Here is an 18,752-nt window from a genome sequence, read left to right as displayed (position 1 = left end):
GTACGCACCGCCGGGTCCCCGCCAGCTCGTGAAGGGTCAGGCCTGCCGGCGCCGGAAGCGTCAGCCGGACCGGGAGCGGGAGGAGGCCGAGCCGTACGTACGCGCCGCGCACGTGGGGAGACGGTCCGGGGTGAGCCGGGGTCTCCGGGGGTTTCACCAGCAGGGAGAGCCACGCCTCCCGCTTCGCGTCACTTTAGTCCACCCTGTCTCGCGGTCAATCAACCGGCCTGCGCGTCGCCTACCGCATCGCGACGGGCGCCGCAATTCGACCGGATTCACCCGTCCGGGGCATGTTTACCCTCCGTATGGGATAGCTCACAACAAGCCGCGATGACGTTTTTTGTCCCGCTCTGACAGGAGGACGGGACCGGGGGTGACCAGTAACGTCATGAGTATGACGACTTCCGCAGCAGTTCCCACTGGATCCGAAGGCGCCATAACGACCGGCGGCTCCGTGACGGATGGCCTGGTCGAGGCCAACCAGGCCTACGCCGCCGAGTTCACCGACCCCGGGATGGACGCCCGCCCCGTTCTCAAGGTCGCGGTCGTGGCCTGCATGGACGCCCGTCTCGACCTCCACGCCGCGCTCGGCCTGCAGCTCGGTGACTGTCACACCATCCGCAACGCGGGCGGTGTCGTCACCGATGACGTGATCCGCTCCCTGACCATCAGCCAGCGGGCGCTCGGCACCCGCAGCGTCGTACTCATCCACCACACCGGGTGCGGCATGGAGACCATCACCGAGGACTTCCGGCACGACCTGGAGATGGAGGTCGGCCAGCGGCCGGCCTGGGCGGTGGAGTCCTTCCGGGACGTCGACCAGGACGTGCGCCAGTCCATGCAGCGCGTGCGCACCTCGCCGTTCCTGGTGCACACCGACGACGTGCGCGGCTTCGTGTTCGACGTGCGCACCGGTCTGCTGCGCGAGGTCGACCCGGCCTGACCGGGCACACCGGCCGGCCGCCCCGGAAGCATCCCGCCGTCGCCGTATCGAAAATGCGGTCGAAAAAGAGGTAAGACCGACATCCTGCGGGCAGTTGTCCACAGGCGAGTGACACGAATCGGTAACGGCGGCAAGAATGCGGGTGTGGCGTCGCGCGGAACTTTTCCCGCGCGGTGTCCGTGTTTCGGGGTGGGCCGGTTTCGCACGCAGCGTCGGCCCGGAAAGAACGGGCCGAGGAGGGCCGGGTGACGACCTATGACGATCGAGCGAGCCTCACTGATCTGACCGCCACGGTGGAACGGGTGCGCGGTTCGGTGGAGGGCGTGATCGAGGGCAAGCCCGAGGTCGTACGGCTCGCGCTGACCGTGCTGCTCGCCGAGGGCCACCTGCTGATCGAGGACGTCCCCGGAGTGGGCAAGACCATGCTGGCCAAGGCGCTGGCGCGGTCCATCGACTGCTCGGTGCGGCGCATCCAGTTCACGCCCGACCTGCTGCCCTCGGACATCACCGGTGTGTCCATCTGGGACCAGCAGCGCCGGGACTTCGAGTTCAAGCCGGGCGCCATCTTCGCGCAGATCGTGATCGGCGACGAGATCAACCGCGCCTCGCCCAAGACCCAGTCGGCGCTGCTGGAGTCCATGGAGGAGCGGCAGGTCACCATCGACGGGCAGACGTACGAACTGCCCAGCCCCTTCATGGTGGTTGCCACGCAGAACCCGGTCGAGATGGAGGGCACCTACCCGCTGCCCGAGGCCCAGCGCGACCGCTTCATGGCCCGCGTCAGCGTCGGCTACCCGAGTGTGGAGGCCGAGCTGCAGATGCTCGACATCCACGGCGGGGCGAACCCGCTGGAGGACCTGCAGCCGGTGGCGCACGCGCACGAGATCGTGAAGCTGATCGAGGCCGTGCGCACCGTGCACGTCTCCGAGCCGGTCCGGCGGTACGCGGTGGAGCTGGTCGCCGCCACCCGCACCCACCCCGACCTCAGACTCGGCGCCTCCCCGCGCGCGACGCTGCATCTGCTGCGCGCCGCGAAGGCGTCCGCGGCCCTCGCCGGCCGGGAGTACGCGCTGCCGGACGACGTCCAGGCGCTCGCCGTCGCCGTCCTCGCGCACCGCCTGCTGCCCACCGCCCAGGCCCAGCTGAACCGCCGTACCGCCGAGCAGGTCGTACAGGAGATCCTCCAGCACACCCCGGTGCCCGCGGCACCGGGCCCGCACAGCGGCTTCGGCGGCCTCGGGCAGGGCGTTCCGGCGTATCCCCAGCAGCCCCCGCGGAGTCTGTGATGAGCGCCGGGGGGACGGGGCAGGCGGAGGCCGACCGCGGGGACACGGGCGGCGTTCGTACCGCCCTGGCGGGCCTGACGACCCGCGGCCGTTCCTTCCTGGCGGCCGGGATCGCGGCCGCGATCTGCGCGTACGTGCTGGGCCAGAGCGATCTGCTGCGGGTCGGGCTGCTGTTGGCCGCACTGCCGGTCATCTGCGCGACCGTGGTGTACCGCACGCGCTACCGGGTGGCCGGCACCCGCCGGCTCTCCCCCGCGCGCGTGCCGGCCGGCAGCGAGGCCCGGGTGCACCTGCGGATGGACAACGTCTCCCGGCTGCCCACCGGCCTGCTGATGCTCCAGGACCGCGTGCCGTACGTCCTCGGTCCGCGCCCGAGGTTCGTACTGGACCGGGTGGAGCCGGGCGGCCGCCGCGAGGTGTCCTACCGGGTCCGCTCCGACCTGCGCGGCCGCTATCCGCTGGGCCCGCTGCAGCTGCGGCTGACGGACCCCTTCGGGATGTGCGAACTCACCCGTTCCTTCTCGGCGTTCGACACCCTCACGGTCATCCCGCGCGTGGAGCCGCTCGCCCCGGTCCGCTTCAGCGGCGAGGCCAAGGGGTACGGCGACGGGCGGCAGCGCTCGCTGGCCCTGGCCGGCGAGGACGACGTGATCCCGCGCGGCTACCGCTACGGCGACGACCTGCGCCGGGTGCACTGGCGGTCCACCGCGCGCTACGGCGAGCTGATGGTGCGCCGCGAGGAGCAGCCCCGGCGCTCGAGGTGCACCGTCCTTTTGGACACCCGGGGCGGCGCCTTCGAGGGCGCGGGCCCCGACTCGGCCTTCGAGTGGGCCGTCTCCGGCGCCGCCTCGGTGCTGGTGCACATGCTCGAACGCGGCTTCTCGGTACGGCTGCTGACCGACAGCGGCAGCGTGGTGCCCGGCAAGGGAGCCGACGGGTTCGCGGGCACCGGCCAGGAGACCGCGGAGGCGGCCGGGCTGATGATGGACACCCTCGCGGTGATCGACCACTCCGACGGCAGCGGCCTGTCCCGGGCGTACGACGTGCTGCGCGGCGGAAACGAGGGGCTGTTGGTCGCCTTCCTGGGCGACCTGGACGAGGAGCAGGCGGCGACGGTCGCCAAGATGAGCCGGCGCAGCGGCGGTGCCGTCGCCTTCGTGCTGGACCCGGACACCTGGACCCGGGAGGCGACCGATGTGCCGCAGCCGGGCGAACGGCACGCCGAGCGGCTGCGGATGCTGCGCGAGGCGGGCTGGACGGCGCTGAGCGTGCCCCGCGGCGCTGCGCTGAACGGGCTGTGGCAGCAGGCGGACCGGGAGCGCTCGGGCCTGGCCCCGGTCGGCGGGGAGACGGTGCGATGAGCGGGCGGGCACGGCTGGCACTGTGCGCGGCCGCGGCGACGCTGATGGCCTCCTGCGCGCTGCTGCCCCTGGTGGCTGAGCCGACCTGGCTGCTGCAGCTGGTCCCGCTGGTGGCCGTGCAGACCGGGGTGGGCGCGGCGGCCCGCCGGGTGCCGCTGGGCCGGCCGCTGACCGTGGCGGCGCAGTCGCTGGTGACCCTGGTGCTGCTGACCCTGGTCTTCGCCCGGGGGTACGCGGTCATCGGGCTGATCCCCGGCCCGGACGCCTTCCGGCACTTCGCCGACCTGCTCCAGCAGGGCTCGACCGATGTCAGCGAGTACGCGATACCGGCGCCGCTGACCGACGGCATCAAGCTGATGCTGATCGGTGGCGTGCTGCTGATCGGCCTGCTGGTGGACACGCTCGCGGTGACCTTCCGCAGCGCGGCCCCGGCCGGACTGCCGCTGCTCGCGCTGTACTCGGTGGCCGCCGGGCTGTCCGACGGCGGAACCGACTGGCTGTGGTTCCTGGTGGCGGCGGCCGGCTATCTGATGCTGCTGCTCGCGGAGGGCCGGGACCGGCTGGCGCAGTGGGGCCGGGTCTTCGGCGGTGCCCCGCGTACTCCGGGCCCGCTGGAGGACGACGTCGTGGCCCCGGTGCGTACCGGGCGCAGGATCGGCGCGCTGGCGCTCGGCGCGGCCCTGGTGGTGCCGCTCGCCCTGCCGGCGATGCAGGGAGGCCTGCTGGACGCCGCCGGCACGGGCGTGGGAGTCGGCAACGGCAACGGCGGCATGATCTCCGCGGTGAACCCGCTGGTGTCGCTGCGCGACAGCCTGAACACGAACGACGACCGCCAGGTGCTGACCCTGAAGACCAGCACGGACGACGTCTCGGACCTCTATCTGCGGATCGTGTCCCTGGACGATTTCGACGGCACCACGTGGAAACCGGCCCAGCGGCACATCGTCGGGGTGCCGGACCAGTTCCCCACGCCCATCGGACTCGGCGCGGACATCAGGCGCGGCACGGTGAAAACCACGATCACGTCGTCGGACTGGTACGCCCAGAACTGGCTGCCGATGCCGTACCCGCCGAGTGGTGTGAAGATCGGCGGCCGCTGGCGCTACGAGCCCGTCGGCATGACCCTGGTCGGCGACCACGGCCAGACCACGCGGGGCGAGACCTACCAGGTGACCAGCCTGGACGTGCAGCCGACCGCCGAGCAGCTGTCGAGCGCGCCGGAGCCGCCGGCGGCCCTGAAGCGCGAGTACACGATGGTGCCGTCCTCGCTGCCGAAGGTGGTGGCCAGGACCGCCCGGCAGATCACGGCGGGCGCGCGGAGCCACTACGAAGAGGCGGTCAGGCTCCAGGACTACTTCGCGGTCACGGGCGGCTTCCAGTACGACACCCAGGTCGAGGTCGGCCGCGGCCCCGACGCCATCGCCAACTTCCTCAAGAAGAAGCAGGGCTTCTGCGTCCACTTCTCCTTCGCCATGGCGGCGATGGCCCGCACCCTCGGCATTCCGGCCCGGGTCGCGGTGGGCTTCGCGCCCGGCACCCCGCAGGCCGACGGCACCGTCGCGGTGAACCAGAAGGACGCGCACGCCTGGCCCGAGCTGTACTTCGAGGGTGTGGGGTGGACCCGCTTCGAGCCGACCCCGACCCGCGGCACCACGCCGTCGTACACCCAGTCGGACACGCCCGGCACCACGCTGCCGGACCCGGCTCTGCCCTCGCACCAGTCGTCCTCGGCTCCTTCGGCGGCGGCCTCGCCGAGCCGGAGCTGCCCGCCCGAGCTGGTCAAGCTGCGGGACTGCGGAACCGCGTCGGCCGCGGCGGCCCCGCACGGCGGCGGCGGTGGCACGGGCCCGTGGTGGTATCCGCTGATCGCTCTGGCCGCGCTGGTGGTGCTCGCGGTTCCGCTGTCTCCGCTGCTGTGGCGGACACGGGTACGCTCGGCGCGGCTCGGCGGGCACGCCCGGACCGAGCAGGGCGCGGCGGCGCACACCCTGGACGCCTGGCAGGAGTTGACGGACAGCGCCTGGGACCACGGCATCGCGCCGGACGAGTCGCTGACCCCGCGCAGGGCGGCCGGGCGGATCGTCGAGCTGGGTCGGCTGGACCCGGCGAACGGGGCCGCGGTGCACCGGGTCGCGGACGCGCTGGAGCAGGTGCTGTACGCGCCCCGGCCGCGCCCGGCGGCGGGTACGGCGGCGGACGTGCGCCGGGTGATCGAGGGGCTGCGCGGCACGGCGAGCACCGGCACGCGGCTGCGGGCGCTGTTCCTGCCCCGCTCGTCGGTGCGGGTGCTGTGGGCGGTGTCGGCCCGCTGGTCCGCGCTCGGGGCGCGGGTGGCGGCGGCCCGGCCCGGCGTCCCGCGCCGGACGCCGCAGCGGCAGGGCTGAGAGCAAGGCTGAGGGGCGACCACCGCCGGTGGTCGCCCCTCACACGTTGTCTGTGGTTGTTCCTCCGCGTCCGCGGAAACCGCCGGACGCCTAGTGGCCCTGCTCGTCCCGGCGGCGCTGCCAGCGCTCCTCGATCCGGTCCATCATCGAGCGCTTCGGCCGCACCTGGCGACGGACGGCACCCGCCGCGGGCTGCTCGCCCGGCTTGGGGGCCTTGCGCCAGCCGGTGACGGCGAGTACGGCACAGCCCAGCATGACGAGGAAACCCACCACGCTGACCCAGATCAGCTGCATGACCATTCCGGTCATGAGGAGCGCGATACCAACGAGGAAGCCCGCAACCGCCTGGTAGACCCGCCGCCGGGTGTACGTCCGCAGCCCGTTTCCCTCAAGCGCTGACGCGAACTTGGGATCTTCGGCGTACAGCGCTCGCTCCATCTGCTCGAGCATGCGCTGCTCGTGCTCCGAGAGCGGCACGGAGTCCTCCTCATCGTGCAGTCGCCGGGGCGACCCGGGGGGTCCCTTCAGGATAGGCAGGGAATCGCCCCCGTGAAACCCGCCCCTCTACGCCAATTGGCCAACCGGAATCCGCCATGACAGTCCCGGCTCGCTGAGGCTTCCATTCCCCGGCGGCCGACCCGTCATGCCGGGTGGTGTACCTCGATCATACGGCGCAAACCCCTCGATCGGGGGTCCTGTGGCGTACTCCATCCACCGCCGAGGCCCTGATCAGCGGCGGGTCACGGTCGTCCGCTCAGACCTCGGCGGCACCCGGCGTCTCACCGAGCACATGCAGCTGGGTGGCGACGGAGTGGAACGCGGGCTGCTCGGCCGCGGCGGCCTCCAACTTGAGGAGCGCGTCCAGGGCGCCGGGCTCGGTGTCCACGAGGACGCCGGGGACCAGGTCGGCGAAGACCCGCACGCCGTGCACGGCGCCGACGTTCAGGCCCGCGCCCTCGACCAGCGCGGTGAGCTGCTCGGCGGTGAACCGGCGCGGCATCGGGTCACCGGCGCCCCAGCGGCCCTCGGGGTCCTGCAGCGCCTGCCGGGCCTCCGTGAAGTGTCCGGCGAGGGCGCGGGCGAGCACGGCGCCGCCGAGGCCGGCGGCGAGCAGGCTGAGGACGCCCTCGGAGCGCAGCGCGGCGACGGCGTTGCGGACGCCCTCGGCCGGGTCGTCCACGTACTCCAGGACGCCATGGCACAGCACGACGTCGTAGCCGCCTCGCTCGACGACGTCGAACAGGCCGTGCGCATCGCCCTGGACGCCCCGGACCCGCTCGGCGACGCCGGCCTCGGCGGCCCGGCGCTCCAGCGCGAACAGCGCGTTGGGGCTGGGGTCGACGACGGTGACGCGATGGCCGAGCCGGGCGACGGGCACGGCGAAGTTGCCGCTGCCGCCTCCGGTGTCGAGGACGTCCAGCGACTCCCGGCCCGTGGCCTTGACCCGGCGGTCGAGGGCGTCCTGGAGGACCTCCCAGACCACGGCGGTACGCAGGGAGGCGCGGGGGCGCATCGGGTCCGACACGGCAGTTGACTCCTCGGCGGGGGCGGAAGGCTGAAGGCTTCAGACGTCCTCCACCCTATTGCCTCCGCCGCCGTACCCGGTCACCGCGGGCGGGTAGCGCCGCCCGCGTCTCGCAGGCCGGACGGCCTCTCCGTCCGTTCGCCTCCGGGGCGCTCCGCGCCGGTGGTCAGCCCGCGTCCGGAAGGTCACCGCGCGCTCTCGGGCCGTCCGGTTGTCCGGGGTCCTGGCGGGGTTGGGGCAGGACCGGCTGGAGGACGAGCATCCGCTCGACGATGCGCAGGAACATCGCCACGTCGCGTATCAGGTCGTCGGCGTCGCGGCGGCTCGCCGCGCCCTGGATGCCGGCCTCGGCCCGGGCCCGGCGGGCGGCGCCGGAGGCGAACAGCGCGCTCCACTCGGTCAGTTCGGGGGTGATCTCGGGCAGTACCTCCCAGGCGCTGCGGATCCGGGCGCGGCGGCGCGGGGAGGTCTCGGGGCGGCCGCGGGCGGCGAGCACGGCGGCGGCGGTGCGCAGGGCGGCGAGGTGGGCCGTCGCATAGCGCTCGTTCGGCGTTTCCAGGACGGCGGCCTCGTCCAGTCCTGCGCGGGCCTGGGCGAGCAGGTCGAGGGCGGCGGGCGGGGCCGTGGCCCGGCGGAGCACGGGGTGCACGTCGCTCGCCGGGCCGGTCAGTGAGGGGGCAGGGCCGGTGGCGCGGCGCCGGCGTGCGGCGGCTGCGGACGGGTTGGCCATGACGAACCTCCTGTCGTCTGGGTGACGGCACGGGTGCCGTATGTGCCCATCGTGAGGTATGGCACTGACAATCCGTTCTGACCTGGGACTTTGCTTCGAGCGTAGGTTCGGGCGTACTTTTGCACTGACCAGTCAGTTCAAAACACGAAGCCGCAGGGGGGCTTGTGGACGGCGTGCACGTCAGGGCCGAGGGCCTTGGCCTCAAGGGACCGCGGGGGTGGGCCTTCCGCGGCGTCACCCTCGACGCGGAGCCCGGCTCACTCATCGCGATCGAGGGACCGTCCGGCTCGGGCCGCACGTGTCTGCTGCTCGCACTCACAGGACGGATGAAGCCCACCGAGGGCACGGCCACCGTGGGCGGGTTCCGGCTCCCGCGGCACATGGCCCGGCTGCGCCGCGTCAGCGCGGTCGCCAACGTGGCCGGGGTGACCGATCTGGAGCCGGCCCTGACCGTCGGCGAGCACCTGCGCGAACGGGCCCTGCTGCAGAGCCGCTTCGGCGACTCCCTGCGCGAACTGCTGCGCCCGCGCACCCAGCGCGTGCACGAGGCACGGCTGCGCGTCGACGCGGCCCTGGCCGCCGCCGGACTCGATCCGGAAACGCTGCCCAAGGGCTCCCGGACGGCCGTGCGCGACCTGGAGCGGCCGCAGGAACTGCGCCTGTCCATCGCCCTGGCGCTGCTCGGCAGGCCCGGACTGCTCGGCGTCGACGACATCGGCACCAAACTCTCGGACACCGAACGCGCCGAGCTGTGGGAGCTGCTGCGCTCGCTCACGCGCGCGGGGACGACGGTGGCGGTCGTCTGCCGCACGGCCCCCGGCGACTGCGTCGTCGTACCGACCGGGCCGAAGGACACCGAAGCCGGTGCCGGCACGGACGGCGCGAGCGAGAAGAGCGACCCGAAGGAGGACATCGATGCGCTCGCCTAGGCTGGCCGTGCTCGAGCTGAGGCGCTTCGGACGCGGGCGGCTGCCGCGCGCCGCCCTGGTGGCGCTGCTCGTGCTGCCGCTGCTCTACGGCGCCCTGTACCTGTGGTCCTTCTGGGACCCGTACGGCCGTCTGGACCGGATCCCGGTGGCCCTGGTGAACGACGACAAGGGTGCCACCGCGGGCGGGAAGAGGATCACCGCCGGCGACGACATCGTGGACGGACTGCGCGACAGCCGGACCTTCGAATGGCACGAGGTGAGCGACGAGGAGGCTCGCGAGGGGGTCGAGAACGGCACGTACTACCTGTCGCTGACCATGCCGGCCGACCTCAGCCGGCGGATCGCCTCCAGCTCCGGCGACTCCCCGGAGACCGGCGCCCTTCAGGTGCGCACCAACGACGCGAACAACTACATCGTCGGCCAGATCTCCCGGACCGTCTTCCACGAGGTCCGCTCGGCCGCCTCCGCCAAGGCCTCCCGGACCTTCCTGGACAAGATCTTCGTCTCGTTCTCCGGCATCCACGACAAGACCGTCACCGCCGCCGCGGGTGCCGACCGGCTGAACACCGGCATCGGGAAGGCCGAGAAGGGCTCGAGGGACCTCGCCGACGGGCTGAAGGACGCCAAGAGCGGCAGCGGCAGGCTGGCCACGGGCCTGAAGAAGCTGAACACCGGCGCCGGTGACCTCCAGGACGGGTCCCGCCAGGTCGCCGACGGCACCCAGGCCCTCGCCGACAAGGTCAACGGCGTCCACGACACGGCAGGGCCCTACCTCAAGGACAACGAGAAGACCATCGGGGACACCGCGCGCCTGGTCGCCGACTCGGCCAAGACCGTCAAGGACAACCTCGACGTCCTGGTGAAGCTCGCCCCGGGCGCCGCACAGGCCGCCCACACGAACTCCGCCGTCCTGGAGGAGATCTACAAGGCGCGCTGCGAGACCGCGGCCGTTCCCGACCCGGTCTGTCCGGACCTGAAGCGGGCCAGGACAGCCGCCGCCGAGGTGGCCACCGTCGCCGACGACCTCAACACGCTGATCGCGGACCAGGACGGCGACCTGAAGACGATGCGGGACAACCTCGGCACCCTGCAGAACCAGGCCACGGCCCTCGAAAAGCGCGCACCGCACCTGTACGAGGACGTCGAGGACGCCGTGGCGAAGATCGACAAGCTGAACGCCGGCGCCCTGAAGGTCGCCGAAGGCGCCAGGAAACTGCACTCCGGGCTCGGTACCGCGCAGACCGGCGCGACCACGCTGGACGAGGGCATCGGCACCGCCGCGTCGGGCGCCACCACCCTGAACGGCGGCCTGTACAAGCTGTCCGACGGCTCCGGGAAGCTGGCCGGCGGACTGCACGACGGCGCCAGGAAGATCCCGGACTACGACAAGAAGGACCGCGACCGGCGCACCGGCGTGATGGCCGACCCGGTCCAGCTGGCCTCGCACGACCTGCACAAGGCGCCGAACTACGGCACGGGATTCGCCCCGTACTTCATCCCGCTGTCCCTGTGGGTGGGCGCGATGGTCGCCTACATGCTGATCCCGCCGCTCAACCGGCGTGCCCTGGCGGCCGGTTCGCCGGCCTGGCGGATCGCGCTCGCCGGCTGGCTGCCGGTGGTCGCCGTGGGCGTGCTCCAGGTGTCCGCGCTGATGGCCGTCCTGCACTGGGCGATCGGTCTGCAGATGCTCCGCGCGGCCGGCACGATCGGCTTCCTGTGCCTGGTCACGGCGTGCTTCGGGGCGATCGTGCAGTGGCTGAACGCCCGCTTCGGCGCGGCCGGCCGGATCCTGGTGCTCGCGCTGCTGATGCTCCAGCTGACCTCGGCGGGCGGCACCTACCCGGTGCAGACCAGCCCGGGCTTCTTCAACGCGATCCACCCGTTCCTGCCGATGAGCTACATCGTGGAGGCACTGCGCCGGCTGATCACCGGCGGCGGGCTCGGCCCGGTCTGGCAGGCGTGCGGTGTGCTGGCCGCGTTCACCGCGGGCGCGCTCGCGCTGACGGCCCTCGCGGCCCGCCGCCGCCAGGTGTGGACGCTGGACCGGCTGCACCCGGAGCTGAGCCTGTGAGCCAGGGGGACGCCCCGCACGCACGCGTACCTGTGAGAATCAGGGCCATGGAAAGCAGCAGCGCCAGGTCCGGCGGCAGCACGCGCCGCGAGGCCACCCGGCAGAAGCTCTACGAGGCGGCCGTCACGCTCATCGCCGAGCAGGGCTTCTCCGCGACCACGGTGGACGAGATCGCGGAGCGGGCCGGGGTCGCGAAGGGCACGGTCTACTACAACTTCGCGAGCAAGTCGGTCCTCTTCGAGGAGTTGCTGCGGCACGGCGTGGGCCTGCTCACCGCCTCTCTGCAGGAGGCGGCGGAGCGGACCGCACGGGCCGGCGGCAGCAAGGTGGACGCGCTGGACGCGATGGTCCGCGCGGGCCTGGTCTTCATCGACCGCTATCCGGCCTTCACCCAGCTGTACGTGGCCGAGCTGTGGCGCACCAACCGGGCCTGGCAGTCCACGCTGATGGTGGTCCGGCAGGAGGCCGTCGCGGTGGTCGAGCAGGTGCTGCGCGAGGGCGTGGCGGCCGGGGAGTTCAGCGACGAGATCGACGTCCAGCTGACGGCGGCCGCGCTGGTCGGCATGGTCCTGGTGGCCGCGCTGGACTGGAAGTCCTTCCAGCCGGAGCGCTCCCTGGACGACGTCCACGCGGCCCTGTCGCGGCTGCTGCAGGGGCGCGTGAGCGGCAAGGGCTGAGCGGGTACGAGGAGGGCGCCGGTCCGCTGCCGGACCGGCGCCCTCCCACTCCCCCGTACTCCCCCTGTGGTCCCCCGTGGGTGGTCGTCCCCGGGTCCCCCGACTCGCTTCCGCCGACGGATCGGCGGAAGGAGCGGCCGGGTGGCGGGCGCCGTTCCGCCGCCCCGTGTCGGCGGTGCCGGGCCGCGCCCCCTTGCCGTGCCTCCACTGTCCCGTTCGCCGAGGCCGCGGCCCATCCGCGCGCGTACTCATCTCACCGCCTGAGTACGGGTACTCAGCCGTACGCACGCGTGCCCACGTTTCCGGGCGGCCTCGCGGGTGTCCTGGGCTCCCGCGGGGCGGGTTGTCAGTGGCGGTCGATAAAGTCGCAGGCATGGCACGGATTGCGGTGATCGGCGCCGGGATGGGCGCGATGGCGGCCGCCGCCCGGCTGGCCGTCGCGGGCCACCGGGTGGTGGTGTACGAGCGCACGGACACGTACGGCGGTGCGGTGCGCCGCTTCGAGCGGGACGGGTTCGGCTTCGACACCGGCCCGGGACTGCTGACGCTGCCCGCCGTGTACCGCGATCTGTTCGTCAAGACCGGCAAGGAGCCGCTGGAGGACCGCGTCGAGCTGGTCCAGGTCGATCCGTCCTCGCGGCACGTCTTCGCGGACGGCACCGAGGTGTCGCTGCCGAACGCCTCGCGCGCGGGTGTGGTCGCGGCCCTGGAGGAGGCGCTGGGCGGGGGCGCGGGCGAGCGCTGGGGCGAGTTCCTGGTGCGGGCCCGGGAGGCCTGGGACCGTACCCGCAGGCCGCTGCTGGAGGAGCCGCTGTGGCCCGACTGGCGGGTGCTGGCCGAGAAGGAGCCGTATCCGGCCGTCCCGCACAAGCGGCTGCTGCGCACCAGACGCGCGAGCACACTGGCCGAGATCGGCGCCTGGGAGCTCCGCGACGAGCGCCTTGACGCCCTGCTGCAGAGTTCCGCGCTCGCCCACGGCCTCGATCCGCGGACCGCTCCGGCGAGCGCGGCCGTCCTGCCCTACATGGAGCACGCCTTCGGCACCTGGTATGTGCGCGGCGGCGTCCGGGAGTTGGCGCGCGCGGTGTACGAGCGGTGTCTGGAGCGGCGGGTCGAGTTCGTCTTCGACGCGGAGGTCCTGCGCATCCTGGACAAGGACGGCCGGGCCGCGGGCGTGAAGCTGGGAGACGGCACGGTGGCCGAGGCGGACCATGTCGTGGCGGACGTGGACCCGGCGTGGTTGAAGGCGCTGACGGACCGTCCGCTGGACGGGAACGGGGATGTGCGGGCCGATCCCTTCATGACCCGTCCCGGGCGGTTCGCCCTGCTGCTGGCCCTGCGCGGCGGGTGCGAGGCCGGTGCCGCACATCGCACGGTCGTCCATGCGCCGGACCCGGAGTCCGAGCTGGACTTCCTGGCCTCGGCGGACGGCGACCAGCCGCCACCGCCCACGGTGACCGTGCTGCGCCCGGACGACCCCGCGCTCAGACCGGACGACGGGCACGAGTCCGTGGTGCTGTCCGCGGTGGTGCCGAGCGCCGTCGACTGGGACGAGGAGGGCATGGTCCGGCAGTACACGGAGCATCTCCTCGAAGCCGCCGAGGCCGTGATACCGGGCCTGCGGGACCGCGTCCTGTGGCAGGAGGTGCGCACACCCGACAACTCCGACGACGAGACGGGGGCCTTCCTCGGCGCGGTGCCGGCCCCCGCGCTGGCCGCCGGAGGGGGCCGTTTCCTGCATCCGTCGAACACGACGCGGCTGCCCGGTCTGTACCGGGTCGGCGGCTGGTCCCACCCAGGCGGCGGGCTGCCGCACGCGGGCATGTCGGGCGCGCTGGTGGCGGGGCTGATCGTGGAGGGCCCGGAGTTCCGCGGCTCCCAGTGAGCCGAGCCGGGCCCTCAGAAGCGATAGGACCTCAGAAGCGATACGGCCTCAGAAACGGTACTGCTCGTCGTACCCGGCACCGGGCTGCTGCTGGGCGTGCCCCTGGTTCTGGTGCGGGTACGGCTGCTCCTGCGGGAGTTCGCCGCCGTAGGTCTCGTCGGTGCGCTGCTGCGGCACCCACACCCCGTCCGCCGGGGTCTCGCCGTAGCCGCCGCCGTACGGGGCCTGGGCGTAGCCCTGCTGGGCGTACTGGCCGGAGTAGCCGGTGCCGTACGAGGCGTCGCCGTAGGACTGGGTGCCGATGTACGGGTCGGAGTAGTTGGCGTAGCCCTGCTGGCCGCCGGCGTCGTAGCCGTAGCCCTGCTGGGCGTAGCCCGAGTAGTCGTAGGCGTAGTTCTGCTGCTCGGCGCCCTGGGGCTGGGCCGCGGCCGCGTAGGCGGTGTCCCCGTAGACGCCGTAGGAGCCGGTGTCCTCGGGGATGGGCTGTGGCTCGTAGACGGCGGTGGTCTCGGCCGCGGCGGGCTCCGTGGCCGGACGGCCGGACGGGGTGAAGACGTCGTCGCGGTCGTAGTCGTCGTAGTCGCCGCGCCCCTGGCCGTAGCCGGCCCGGTCGGCGCCCCGGTCGTCCTCCGGGCCGACGAGCTCGGGGTCGGTGTCGTCGAGCGCCGGGTCGTGCCGGTCGGCCTTGCCGCGGCGGCGCTTGCTGCCGCCCGCGGCCTCGGCCTCCGCCTCGGGACGCTTGACCGCCCAGCCGGCGGCGAAGCCGCGGCGGAACGACAGCGTGACATAGGTCTGGCCGACCGCGAAGGCGATGGCGCCGACGCCGATCACGATCACGGACGGCATCAGCACACCGACCACGACCCCGAGGAAGCCGGCGAACGCCAGCAGCCGCCAGCGCAGGCGCGCCTTGTACTGCAGCAGCACCTCGCCCAGCAACCACAGTGCGACGATGCCGAACGCGATGTAGAGGACCGTCCAGCCCATGTACGCCCCTCTCCCAGTGACCGCTACGCAGTGTGTCGTATCGCGGTGCGGCCGGTCTAGGCCTGCGGGGGGTGGTGCAGGCCCAGGTTCTCGTAGATTTCCAGGGTCGCCGTGGAGTTGTTGAGCGTGATGAAGTGCAGTCCGGGCACTCCCTCGGCGAGCAGCCGGGCGCAGAACTCCGTGGCGAAGTCGATACCGATGGAGCGTACCGCCGCCGGATCGTCCTTCGCTGTGAGGATCCGCTCTTTCAGAGCGTCCGGGAACAGGGCGGTGCTGAGCTTGGGCACCCGTTGCAGCATCTTCACGCTGGTGACCGGCAGCACCTCGGGGATGACGGGCGTCTCGCAGCCCGCGGCCACCACGCGGTCGCGCAGCCGCAGATACGACTCCGGGTGGAAGAACATCTGTGTGATGGCGTAGTCCGCGCCCGCACGGCACTTGTCCACGAAGTGGGCGACGTCGGTGTCCCAGTCCGCGGAGCGGGGGTGCATCTCCGGGAAGGCGGCGACGCCCACGCAGAAGTCGCCCGACTCCTTGATGAGCCGGACGAGCTCGGCCGCGTACGTGAGTCCCCGGGGGTGCGGCACCCACTCGCCCATCGGGTCGCCGGGCGGGTCGCCGCGCACGGCGAGCATGTTGCGGATCCCGGCGTCCGCATACTGGCCGATGATGTTCCGCAGTTCGGCGATCGAGTGGTCGACCGCGGTGAGGTGGGCGACGGGAGTGAGCGTCGTGTCCACGACGATCTGCTCAGTCTCCCGGACCGTGGTCGTGCGCGTGGAACCGCCGGCGCCGTACGTGACGGAGACGAAGTCGGGGGCGACGGCCTCGACCCTCCGGAGGGCGTTCCACAGGTTCCGCTCGCCCTGGGGGGTCTTCGGCGCGTAGAACTCGAACGAGTACGTCGTCTTGCCGGTGGCGAGCATGTCGCGCACGGTGCGTGCGCGATCAGTCCTGGTGGAGGGGGTTCCGAGGGCCATACGGGCAGGTTAGCCAGGGGTGGGCGGTCCCCCAACCGGACGGCGAAGATTTGCCCGAATTGTCGCTATCCTGTCCACTCCTTGGACAAAAACACGGACACAACCACGGACAGAGCGACGGCCAGACACGGACTGAGACACGGACGAAGACACGGGCAGGGCTCCCCCACCGGTGCCGCTAGCCCTGCCGCAGCCGCTTCGCGAACTCGGCCGCGGCCGCTCCCGGGTCGCCGGCCTCGGTGATCGCGCGCACCACGACCACCCGGCGGGCCCCCGCGTCCAGCACCTGGTCGAGGTTGGCGAGGTCGATCCCGCCGATCGCGAACCAGGGACGGTCGGTGCCCAGGCCGGCCGTGTACCGCACCAGGCCGAGGCCGGGCGCGGTCCGGCCCGGCTTGGTGGGTGTGGGCCAGCAGGGGCCGGTGCAGAAGTAGTCCACGCCCTCCTGCACGGCGGCCGCGGCGGCCTCGGACTCGGCATGCGTGGAGCGGCCGATCAGCACCGCGTCGCCGAGGACGGCGCGGGCCGCGGGGACCGGCAGGTCGCCCTGGCCGAGATGCAGCACATCGGCGCGGGCGGCGTGGGCGACGTCCGCGCGGTCGTTCACCGCGAGGAGCTTGCCGTGCCGGGCGCAGGCCTCCGCGAAGACCTCCAGGTGCGCCAGCTCCTCTGCGGCCTCCATGCCCTTGTCGCGCAGCTGCACGATGTCGACACCACCGGCCAGGACCGCGTCCAGGAACTCGGGAAGGTCGCCCTGGCGCGTGCGCGCGTCCGTGCACAGGTACAGGCGGGCGTCGGCGAGCGCGGCGCGTGCGGTGTCGGACATACGTGGGTCCCCCCTGGTCGGTGTCCCTGACGGCTTCGGCGGGTGGCGTACGGGCTACGACGGCCCGCACACCACCCCTTCAGGTGCGATTCGGCTCAGACGGCGAGCGCCTGGGCGCGGCGCTTCACCTCCGTGCCGCGATTCTCGCTCAGGGCCTGCGCGGGGGTGCCGGGCAGGGTCGGGTCGGGGGTGAAGAGCCACTCGATCATCTCTTCGTCCGTGAAGCCGTCGTCCCGCAGGAGCGTCAGGGTGCCGGACAGGCCCTTGACGACCTTGTCCCCGTCGATGAAGGCTGCGGGGACGTGCAGTGCGCGGTTCTCACCTCGGCGTACGGCGATGAGCTGGCCCTCCTTGACCAGCTGCCGCACGCGCGTCACCTCGACGCCGAGCTGTTCGGCGATGTCGGGGAGGGTGAGCCAGGCGGGGACGAGAGCATCGATTTTTGCGTCAATCTCGGTCACGAGAACAAGCCTGCCATCCCCCACTGACAGTCGGAAGTCAGGCAGGTCCGGCCGGGATGACCAGGCTAGTCGGCCGTGGCGTCCTTCAGGGGCTTCGAGGGGTCGGCCAGGGCCTGCGTGTCCATGCGGCGGCCCGCCTCGATCAGCCGGCGCCCCTGCGCCAGATCACGCGGGCGGCCGACCGCCAGGAGGGCCATCAGGTGGTCCTCGCGCAGCCAGCACACCGTCCAGGCCGGACCCGTCGGGTCGCCGCGCCACACCAGGCGGTCGGCGGCGGCGTGGTGGCCGGCGTACTGCACGAAGCGGCCGAACTGCTCGGACCAGAAGTACGGCACCGGGTCGTAGACCGCCGGGGTCTCGCCGAGGATGTTCGCGGCGACCGTGCGCGGGCCCTGCAGGGCGTTGTCCCAGTGGTGGACGAGCAGCCGTTCGCCGTATCGGGCGGAGGGGAAGGAGGCGCAGTCGCCGACGGCGTACACGTCCTCGACCGAGGTGCGCAGACGGTCGTCGGCGAGGACGTCCCCGTGCGGGCCCAGCTCGACGCCGGAGCCGGCAAGCCAGGCCGTGGCGGGGCGGGCGCCGATGCCGACGACCACGGCGCCCGCGGGCAGCCGGGTGCCGTCGTCGAGGATCACCGCGCCGGGCTCGACGCGCTGCACGCGCGCGTGCGTGCGCAGTTCGGCGCCCGCGTCGGCGTACCAGGCGACCATGGGTGCGGCGACCTCGGCGGGCAGGGCGCCGGCGAGCGGACGGCCGGCGGCCTCCACGACGGTCACCGCACAGCCGGCTCCACGGGCGGCGGTGGCGAACTCGGCGCCGATCCAGCCGGCCCCGACGACCACGATCTCGTGCTGCCGGGCGAGGACCGGCTGCAGCCGTTCGGCGTCGTCCAGGGTGCGCAGCAGATGCACGCCGGGCACGCCCTCGGTGCCCGGCAGGGTGATCGGCTCGGCGCCGGTGGCGAGCACCAGGACGTCGTACGACACCGGGCCCGCCTCGGTGTCCAGTTCGCGCTCTGCGGGGCGCAGGCCCAGCACCTCGCAGCCGAGCCGCAGCTCGACGCCCAGGGACTCGAAGTCCACGTCGAAGGCGGAGCCCTCGGCCTTGCCGAGCAGCACGGCCTTCGACAGCGGCGGCCGGTCGTACGGCTGGTGCGGCTCCGCCCCGATCACGGTGACGGAGCCCTTGTACCCCTGTTCCCGCAAGGCGACCGCCGTCTGCACCCCGGCCATGCCCGCGCCGACCACGACCACGCGCCGCCGTGCCGACGTGCCCCCTTGCGCTGTCTGCTCGCTCACCCGATCACCATAGACACGTGACAACGCGTCAGTCAGCGGGCGTGCCCGGTGACCTGTTCCACAACGCTCGTCCCGGTGCCCGCCCGGGACTCCCACTCCCAGGTCTCCTCCAGCCGCACCCGCCCGTCCGGCAGCTCCACCACCGTGGACACACAGTGCCCGGAGGAGGTCGTCCCGTCGGTCCTCAGCTGGACGTAGCGGAAGTCCAGCCGGTCACCCTCCCGGGTGCCGACCAGATGGCCGCGCACGACGTCGCCGCCCGTGTACTCCGCCCAGATCTCGCCGTCCTTCTCGTGGTAGGCGAACCGGGTGCGGGTGCCCACCTGACCTGGGGCTTGGTCCGCCACGGGGGCGAGGATCAGTCCGTCGAGCGATCGGGCCACGGGCGGGGGCTCCCTTACGGGTGACG

Annotated in this window: 17 protein-coding genes; 8 read left to right on the top strand and 9 right to left on the bottom strand. The window is 72.7% G+C overall.

All coding sequences use genetic code 11. The annotated features are described in order from the left end of the window. The first annotated feature begins 394 nt into the window (after positions 1–394). The 4 genes from ACWDEN_RS13635 to ACWDEN_RS13620 all read left to right on the top strand — a co-directional run bounded on the left by ACWDEN_RS13635 (position 395) and on the right by ACWDEN_RS13620 (position 5,974). Positions 395–943: a beta-class carbonic anhydrase gene (locus ACWDEN_RS13635; RefSeq protein ID WP_351609891.1), complete on the top strand. Its 549-nt coding sequence runs from the start codon at positions 395–397 to the stop codon at positions 941–943. A gap of 245 nt (positions 944–1,188) precedes the next feature. After that, positions 1,189–2,229, top strand: a complete 1,041-nt coding sequence (locus ACWDEN_RS13630; protein WP_351609893.1) for an AAA family ATPase — start codon at positions 1,189–1,191, stop codon at positions 2,227–2,229. Then, positions 2,229–3,590, top strand: coding sequence for a DUF58 domain-containing protein (locus ACWDEN_RS13625; protein WP_450858976.1), 1,362 nt, complete (start codon positions 2,229–2,231; stop codon positions 3,588–3,590). Before ACWDEN_RS13630 ends, ACWDEN_RS13625 begins: the two co-directional genes overlap by 1 nt. After that, positions 3,587–5,974 (top strand): transglutaminase TgpA family protein, encoded by a 2,388-nt coding sequence (locus ACWDEN_RS13620; protein WP_450858974.1) that lies wholly within the window; start codon positions 3,587–3,589, stop codon positions 5,972–5,974. The genes ACWDEN_RS13625 and ACWDEN_RS13620 overlap by 4 nt, the downstream gene beginning before the upstream one ends. Before the next feature lie 90 nt (positions 5,975–6,064). Here ACWDEN_RS13620 and ACWDEN_RS13615 read toward each other — a convergent pair whose 3' ends face one another. From ACWDEN_RS13615 to ACWDEN_RS13605, 3 genes are all read right to left on the bottom strand, one after another. Beyond that, on the bottom strand, positions 6,065–6,451 hold the full coding sequence (locus ACWDEN_RS13615) for a DUF3040 domain-containing protein (RefSeq protein WP_450858972.1): 387 nt from the start codon (positions 6,449–6,451) through the stop codon (positions 6,065–6,067). 277 nt (positions 6,452–6,728) lie between these two features. Further along, a complete protein-coding gene (locus ACWDEN_RS13610) occupies positions 6,729–7,499 on the bottom strand; it encodes a methyltransferase (RefSeq protein ID WP_351609905.1) in 771 nt (256 codons plus the stop codon). A 166-nt stretch (positions 7,500–7,665) separates the two neighbouring features. Continuing rightward, on the bottom strand, positions 7,666–8,229 hold the full coding sequence (locus tag ACWDEN_RS13605; RefSeq protein ID WP_351609907.1) for an SAV_6107 family HEPN domain-containing protein: 564 nt from the start codon (positions 8,227–8,229) through the stop codon (positions 7,666–7,668). A 164-nt stretch (positions 8,230–8,393) separates the two neighbouring features. Here ACWDEN_RS13605 and ACWDEN_RS13600 point away from each other — a divergent pair, with 164 nt between their 5' ends. From ACWDEN_RS13600 to ACWDEN_RS13585, 4 genes are all read left to right on the top strand, one after another. Then, the gene (locus ACWDEN_RS13600) at positions 8,394–9,158 is read left to right on the top strand and encodes an ATP-binding cassette domain-containing protein (RefSeq protein WP_351609909.1); all 765 of its coding nucleotides are present in this window, start codon (positions 8,394–8,396) and stop codon (positions 9,156–9,158) included. After that, positions 9,145–11,229: a YhgE/Pip family protein gene (locus ACWDEN_RS13595; protein WP_450858969.1), complete on the top strand. Its 2,085-nt coding sequence runs from the start codon at positions 9,145–9,147 to the stop codon at positions 11,227–11,229. Before ACWDEN_RS13600 ends, ACWDEN_RS13595 begins: the two co-directional genes overlap by 14 nt. A 47-nt stretch (positions 11,230–11,276) precedes the next feature. Then, a complete protein-coding gene (locus tag ACWDEN_RS13590) occupies positions 11,277–11,906 on the top strand; it encodes a TetR/AcrR family transcriptional regulator (RefSeq protein WP_351609914.1) in 630 nt (209 codons plus the stop codon). Positions 11,907–12,279: 373 nt separating this feature from the next. Next, positions 12,280–13,791, top strand: coding sequence for a phytoene desaturase family protein (locus tag ACWDEN_RS13585; protein ID WP_450858967.1), 1,512 nt, complete (start codon positions 12,280–12,282; stop codon positions 13,789–13,791). 48 nt (positions 13,792–13,839) lie between these two features. On the opposite strand, the gene ACWDEN_RS13580 is transcribed toward ACWDEN_RS13585, so the two are convergent. The 6 genes from ACWDEN_RS13580 to ACWDEN_RS13555 all read right to left on the bottom strand — a co-directional run bounded on the left by ACWDEN_RS13580 (position 13,840) and on the right by ACWDEN_RS13555 (position 18,726). Beyond that, positions 13,840–14,778, bottom strand: coding sequence for an SCO2102 family sporulation regulator (locus ACWDEN_RS13580; protein WP_450858965.1), 939 nt, complete (start codon positions 14,776–14,778; stop codon positions 13,840–13,842). Between the two features lie 56 nt (positions 14,779–14,834). Beyond that, entirely contained in the window at positions 14,835–15,758 is a 924-nt protein-coding gene (gene metF, locus ACWDEN_RS13575) for a methylenetetrahydrofolate reductase [NAD(P)H] (RefSeq protein ID WP_351609922.1), read from the bottom strand. A 178-nt stretch (positions 15,759–15,936) separates the two neighbouring features. Next, the gene (gene thiE / locus ACWDEN_RS13570) at positions 15,937–16,584 is read right to left on the bottom strand and encodes a thiamine phosphate synthase (protein ID WP_450858963.1); all 648 of its coding nucleotides are present in this window, start codon (positions 16,582–16,584) and stop codon (positions 15,937–15,939) included. A gap of 95 nt (positions 16,585–16,679) precedes the next feature. After that, positions 16,680–17,045 carry an Rv2175c family DNA-binding protein gene (locus ACWDEN_RS13565; RefSeq protein WP_030742629.1) on the bottom strand — a complete coding sequence of 122 codons (366 nt, stop codon included), beginning with the start codon at positions 17,043–17,045 and terminating at the stop codon, positions 16,680–16,682. 65 nt (positions 17,046–17,110) lie between these two features. Next, entirely contained in the window at positions 17,111–18,343 is a 1,233-nt protein-coding gene (locus ACWDEN_RS13560; RefSeq protein WP_450858961.1) for an NAD(P)/FAD-dependent oxidoreductase, read from the bottom strand. A 32-nt stretch (positions 18,344–18,375) separates the two neighbouring features. After that, positions 18,376–18,726, bottom strand: coding sequence for a hypothetical protein (locus tag ACWDEN_RS13555; RefSeq protein WP_351609931.1), 351 nt, complete (start codon positions 18,724–18,726; stop codon positions 18,376–18,378). Between the last annotated feature and the right edge of the window lie 26 nt (positions 18,727–18,752).

The organism is Streptomyces sp. NPDC001153 (assembly GCF_053598315.1).
The sequence above is the reverse complement of the archived record's forward strand: the minus strand, read 5'-3'. Positions and strand labels throughout refer to the sequence as shown.

What these genes read in the sequence shown, in the direction of transcription:
- ACWDEN_RS13635 (WP_351609891.1), top strand. Translation starts at nt 395, where the DNA reads ATGACGACTTCCGCAGCAGTTCCCACTGGATCCGAAGGCGCCATAACG.
- ACWDEN_RS13625 (WP_450858976.1), top strand. Translation starts at nt 2,229, where the DNA reads ATGAGCGCCGGGGGGACGGGGCAGGCGGAGGCCGACCGCGGGGACACG.
- ACWDEN_RS13620 (WP_450858974.1), top strand. Translation starts at nt 3,587, where the DNA reads ATGAGCGGGCGGGCACGGCTGGCACTGTGCGCGGCCGCGGCGACGCTG.
- ACWDEN_RS13605 (WP_351609907.1), bottom strand. Translation starts at nt 8,229, where the DNA reads ATGGCCAACCCGTCCGCAGCCGCCGCACGCCGGCGCCGCGCCACCGGC.
- ACWDEN_RS13595 (WP_450858969.1), top strand. Translation starts at nt 9,145, where the DNA reads ATGCGCTCGCCTAGGCTGGCCGTGCTCGAGCTGAGGCGCTTCGGACGC.
- ACWDEN_RS13590 (WP_351609914.1), top strand. Translation starts at nt 11,277, where the DNA reads ATGGAAAGCAGCAGCGCCAGGTCCGGCGGCAGCACGCGCCGCGAGGCC.
- ACWDEN_RS13585 (WP_450858967.1), top strand. Translation starts at nt 12,280, where the DNA reads ATGGCACGGATTGCGGTGATCGGCGCCGGGATGGGCGCGATGGCGGCC.
- ACWDEN_RS13580 (WP_450858965.1), bottom strand. Translation starts at nt 14,778, where the DNA reads ATGGGCTGGACGGTCCTCTACATCGCGTTCGGCATCGTCGCACTGTGG.
- metF (WP_351609922.1), bottom strand. Translation starts at nt 15,758, where the DNA reads ATGGCCCTCGGAACCCCCTCCACCAGGACTGATCGCGCACGCACCGTG.
- thiE (WP_450858963.1), bottom strand. Translation starts at nt 16,584, where the DNA reads ATGTCCGACACCGCACGCGCCGCGCTCGCCGACGCCCGCCTGTACCTG.